5 protein-coding genes are annotated in these 4,258 nt (G+C 67.0%); 3 read left to right on the top strand and 2 right to left on the bottom strand.

The features are described 5' to 3' along the window. Positions 1-2: 2 nt before the first annotated feature. Positions 3-152, top strand: coding sequence for a PspA-associated protein PspAB (pspAB, locus tag FNH05_RS40125; protein ID WP_425458516.1), 150 nt, complete (start codon positions 3-5; stop codon positions 150-152). Positions 153-399: 247 nt separating this feature from the next. On the opposite strand, the gene FNH05_RS33595 is transcribed toward pspAB, so the two are convergent. Next, positions 400-693 (bottom strand): DUF1330 domain-containing protein, encoded by a 294-nt coding sequence (locus FNH05_RS33595; RefSeq protein WP_144592882.1) that lies wholly within the window; start codon positions 691-693, stop codon positions 400-402. 158 nt (positions 694-851) lie between these two features. Between FNH05_RS33595 and FNH05_RS33590 the strand changes: the two genes are divergently transcribed. Both FNH05_RS33590 and FNH05_RS33585 read left to right on the top strand, forming a co-directional pair. After that, positions 852-1,754: a LysR family transcriptional regulator gene (locus tag FNH05_RS33590; RefSeq protein ID WP_144592881.1), complete on the top strand. Its 903-nt coding sequence runs from the start codon at positions 852-854 to the stop codon at positions 1,752-1,754. A 244-nt stretch (positions 1,755-1,998) separates the two neighbouring features. Further along, complete coding sequence (locus tag FNH05_RS33585) at positions 1,999-3,210, top strand: IS256 family transposase (RefSeq protein ID WP_246128100.1); 1,212 nt, start codon at positions 1,999-2,001, stop codon at positions 3,208-3,210. Here FNH05_RS33585 and gap read toward each other — a convergent pair. Further along, positions 3,170-4,258: type I glyceraldehyde-3-phosphate dehydrogenase (gene gap / locus FNH05_RS33580; RefSeq protein ID WP_144592879.1), on the bottom strand; the 1,089-nt coding region annotated here is incomplete at its 5' end. The two genes, FNH05_RS33585 and gap, sit on opposite strands and share 41 nt — an antisense overlap.

Genomic DNA, 4,258 nt, shown 5'->3' with positions numbered 1-4,258 from the left:
CGGTGTATCCGTTCGCGCCGATCGGCGGGACGCGCCGGGACAACGGGCTGGAGTTGCAGATCCGGGCGCAGTTGGAGGGTGAGTTGCCGGTGGAGCCGGACCTGGGCCGCTGGTTCCCGCTGTGGTCGGCTCCGCCACTGGCCGGGCGGTAGGTCGCGCTTTATGAGCGGCGGAGCCGTTTGCTCTGTGGGGGGCCAGCCAAGGTGAGCCCAATAGCCGCCACGGGATGATCTTGAAGTCCTGACTGCCTGCTGCGGATCCAGCACCCGGGGCCCGGCGTTGTCCCGGGTTCCGGGGTTCTGGGACGCGGGGCAACGCTTCGAACTCGTCTCGTGAGTCGTCGTTCAGCACTGTGTGCGTTTCAGGTGATGGATGCTCGGCGATGGCTGGGCCCGCCGGTCATTCGATGCCTTCGATGATGCGGAAGTCGCGCTCGACGCCGTCGGAGAGGGCCACTAGCGCCTTCTGGTATGCCTCGCTCTCGTATGCCGCGACGGCCTGTTCAAAGCTGTCGAACTCGATCAGAACGACGCGTTCCGTGATTCCGGCTTCGTGGGCGACGACTCGGCCGTTACGGGACAGGAGGCGCCCGCCCCCGGCCCGGACAGCCGGACCGGCCAGCTTGTTGTAGGCAGTCAGCCGCTCAGGGTCGGAAATGGCGCGGTAGACACTGACCCAGTAGCCCTTGGCCATGGAAACCTCCTGTGTTCGGCCGGACACGTCCGACTTCGGATCGACACTCGGATCGATCGATCCCGGCATGCGCAGGTTAGGGCTTGATGTGTGGTCGAGGGAAAGACCGGTACGGGATAGACTCAGAACGGATCGTTATCAATCGGCAGGGAGGGCAGGTGGCGCCGGATACGGTGAGCCTGCGGTACTTCCTGGTGCTGGCGCAGGAGTTGAACTTCACCCGCGCGGCCGCACGAATCGGTATCGCACAGCCCGCACTCAGCGCCCGGATGCGCCGATTGGAGGCGGAACTCGGTACGGCCCTGCTGGTCCGGGACACGCGTAGCGTCGTTTTGACCACCGCCGGTGCGGCTTTGGCGGAGTCCGCGCCGCCCGCGCTGGCGGCGCTGGACCGGGCGTGGGACACCGCCCGGAGCGCGGCGGCCGGTGAACTGGGCACGCTGCGCATCGGTTACAGCCTCAGCGCCGGGGCCGAGACGGCACCGGCCCTGGTGGACAGGCTGAATCGCGGCAACAGCGGACTCGAGGTCGGCGCGGTCCCGATGGCGACACCGGAGATCTCCCCCGCGGTCGCCGACGGCCGCATCGATGCCGGGATCACCCGCGGTGAACAGCCGGGCCGTGGCGTGCGCCGGTTCCTGCTGCGGCGTGCCCGCGTCGGGGTCCAGCTGGCGCAGCACCATCCGCTGGCCGAACGCCCGGAGATCGAGATCGCCGACGCGGCCGCGTATCCGCTGCGGCTCCCGGACCGTGCGGCCAACCCCGTGATCCACGATCAGCTGTCCGCGCTGTTCCGAGACATCCGACCACACCCCCGATTCCACACGCCCGCAGTCTCTTTCGACATGTCTCAGCGCGACCTGCGCGACGGGGTCACCCTCGCCCCGGCCGGAGAAGCCGCAGCCACGGCGCAACCGGCCGGTCTCACCTGGCGACCGCTGCGGGGCGCGCCCAGCCTGACGTTCCACCTGGTCCTCCCACGCGAGCAGTCGCCACTACACCGCCGCGTCCGTGCCGTCGCCAAAACCCTGGCGCACGAACTGCACTGGCTGCCGGACTGACGCGCAAGAGGTGCGGCGAGAAGACGCCTGAGGTTCCGCCACCCGCACCGCCACGCAAACTGATTCTCTCCAGTCAGAGCTGGTGGGACTGTCTCGGTAACGGTGTTTCCAGCCTGACGCGCCGGACAGAGGTCCGGCGGGATGGGCACTGTGAGTGATGACCTCTGATGCTGTGAGCACAGAGCGGAAGAAGATCAACAAGTCGGGACGATCGTTGTCGCCGGAGCAGGCCGCCGCCGCGGAGATGGTGGCGTTGGCCCGGGAGAAGGGTCTGGATCTGACTGGCCCGGATGGCCTGTTGAAGCTGTTCACCAAGAACGTGTTGGAAACAGCGTTGAACGAGGAAATGACCACGCATCTCGGGCACGAGAAAAACCGTGCCGAGAGCGGTCGCGAGTCGAGGAATGTGCGGAACGGGTCACGGGTGAAGACGGTGATCTCGGACGCGGTCGGCGGTATCGAGATCGCGGTCCCGCGGGACCGGGAGGGAACCTTCGAGCCGGAGATCGTGAAGAAGCGGCAGCGACGTCTGGGCAGTGTGGACGAGGTTGCGCTGTCGCTGTATGCGAAAGGATTGACGACCGGGGAAATCTCGGCACATTTCTCCGATATCTATGGTGCGTCGATCTCGAAGGACACGATCTCCCGGATCACCGATGCGGTGATCGGGGAGATGGAGGAATGGCGTAACCGTCCCCTGGACGCGGTGTATGCCGCGGTGTTCGTGGATGCGATCGTGGTGAAGGTGCGTGACGGGCAGGTCGCCAACCAGCCCGTCTACGCGGCCATCGGTGTCACGCTGGACGGGCGCAAGGACGTCCTGGGCCTGTGGGCGGGCACCGGTGGCGAGGGCGCCAAGTTCTGGCTCTCGGTCCTGATGGACCTGAAGAACCGTGGCGTGAACGACGTGTTCTTCCTCGTCTGCGACGGCCTGAAGGGGTTGCCGGACTCGGTGACCGCGGTGTGGCCGCAAACCATTGTTCAGACCTGCATCATCCACTTGATCCGCAACACGTTCCGGCTCGTTCCCCGGCAACATTGGGATGCGATCAAGAAAGACATCAAACCGATCTACACGGCACCTAATCAGGATGCGGCGCTCGTCGCTCTCGATGATCTGGAGGAAAAATGGGGCAATAAATACCGGGCGATGATCCGGTTGTGGCGCAACGCGTGGGAGGAGTTCATTCCGTTCCTTTCCTATGATGCGGAGATCCGGAAAGTGTTGTGTTCGACCAACGCGATTGAATCCTTGAACGCGCGCTACCGGCGGGCGGTCCGCGCGCGGGGGCATTTCCCCACCGAGCAGGCCGCGATGAAGTGCCTGTACCTTGTGACCCGCAGCCTGGACCCGACCGGGGCCGGGCGCGCCCGATGGGCGATGCGCTGGAAGCCCGTGCTGAACGCGCTCGCCGTCACCTTCGGTGACCGTTGGCCGGCCGCCGAAACCTACTGATCAACAACGCTGGAAACACCGTTGCTGAGACGGACCCGAGCTGGTAGCTGGCGATGAGGTCGACGAGGTCGAGGGTGCGGTGGGCGTAGCCCCACTCGTTGTCGTACCAGCCGAAGATCTTGACCAGGTCGTCTTCCACCCTGGTGAGGCTCGCGTCGAACACGCAGGAGGCGGGGTTGCCGATGATGTCGCGGGAGACGATGGGGTCTTCGGTGTAGCGGAGGACGGGTTTGAGGCAGCCGGCGGCGGCGTCGGCGAAGGCGCGGTTGATCTGTCCGCTGGTGACCGGCATGTCGAGGGTGGCGGAGAGGTCGGTGAGCGAACCGTCTTCGAGGGGGACGCGCACGGCGATGGCGTCGAGTTTCCCGGCCAGTTCGGGGATGACCTCGCCGAGGGTGCGGGCGGCGCCGGTGCCGGTGGGGATGAGGTTGACCGCGGCGGAGCGGGCTCGCCGCAGGTCCTGGTGGGGGCCGTCGAGCAGGGACTGGTCGTTGGTGTAGCTGTGGATGGTGGTGACGAGGCCGCGGCGGAGGCCGAAGGCGCGGTGCAGTACGGAGACCATCGGGGCCAGGCAGTGGGTGGTGCCGGAGGCGTTGGAGACGACGTGGTGGTTCTCCGGGTCGTAGACGTCGTCGTTGATGCCCATGACGATGGTGGCGTCGGCGTTCTTGGCGGGGGCGGTGATGACGACCTTGCCCGCCCCGGCGTCGAGGTGGGCGGCGGCGGCTTCGCGGGTGCGGAACCGGCCGGTGGCTTCGATGACGATGTCGACGTTGAGTGCCGCCCAGGGGATCCGGGCGGGGTCCGCGATCCTGGTGACGTGGATGAGGTGCGGTCCGGCCGCGAGGGTGGCTTCGCTCTCGCCCTTGCCCTCGTGGACGCGGACCGGGAGATCCAGCGGGCCGTGGGTGGAGTCGTAGCGCAGGAGGTGGGCGAGTGTCGCGGCGGGGGGCAGGTCGTTGACGGCGACGACTTCGACCTTGCCGCCCGCCTGGTCGAGCGCGCAGCGCAGGACGTCGCGCCCGATCCTGCCGAAGCCGTTGATTCC

Origin of the sequence: Amycolatopsis rhizosphaerae, from assembly GCF_007713715.1 — a bacterium.
Taxonomy (GTDB): Bacteria; Actinomycetota; Actinomycetes; order Mycobacteriales; family Pseudonocardiaceae; genus Amycolatopsis_E; species Amycolatopsis_E rhizosphaerae.
Note: the sequence above shows the minus strand (reverse complement) of the source record. Positions and strands in the feature narration are given on the sequence as shown.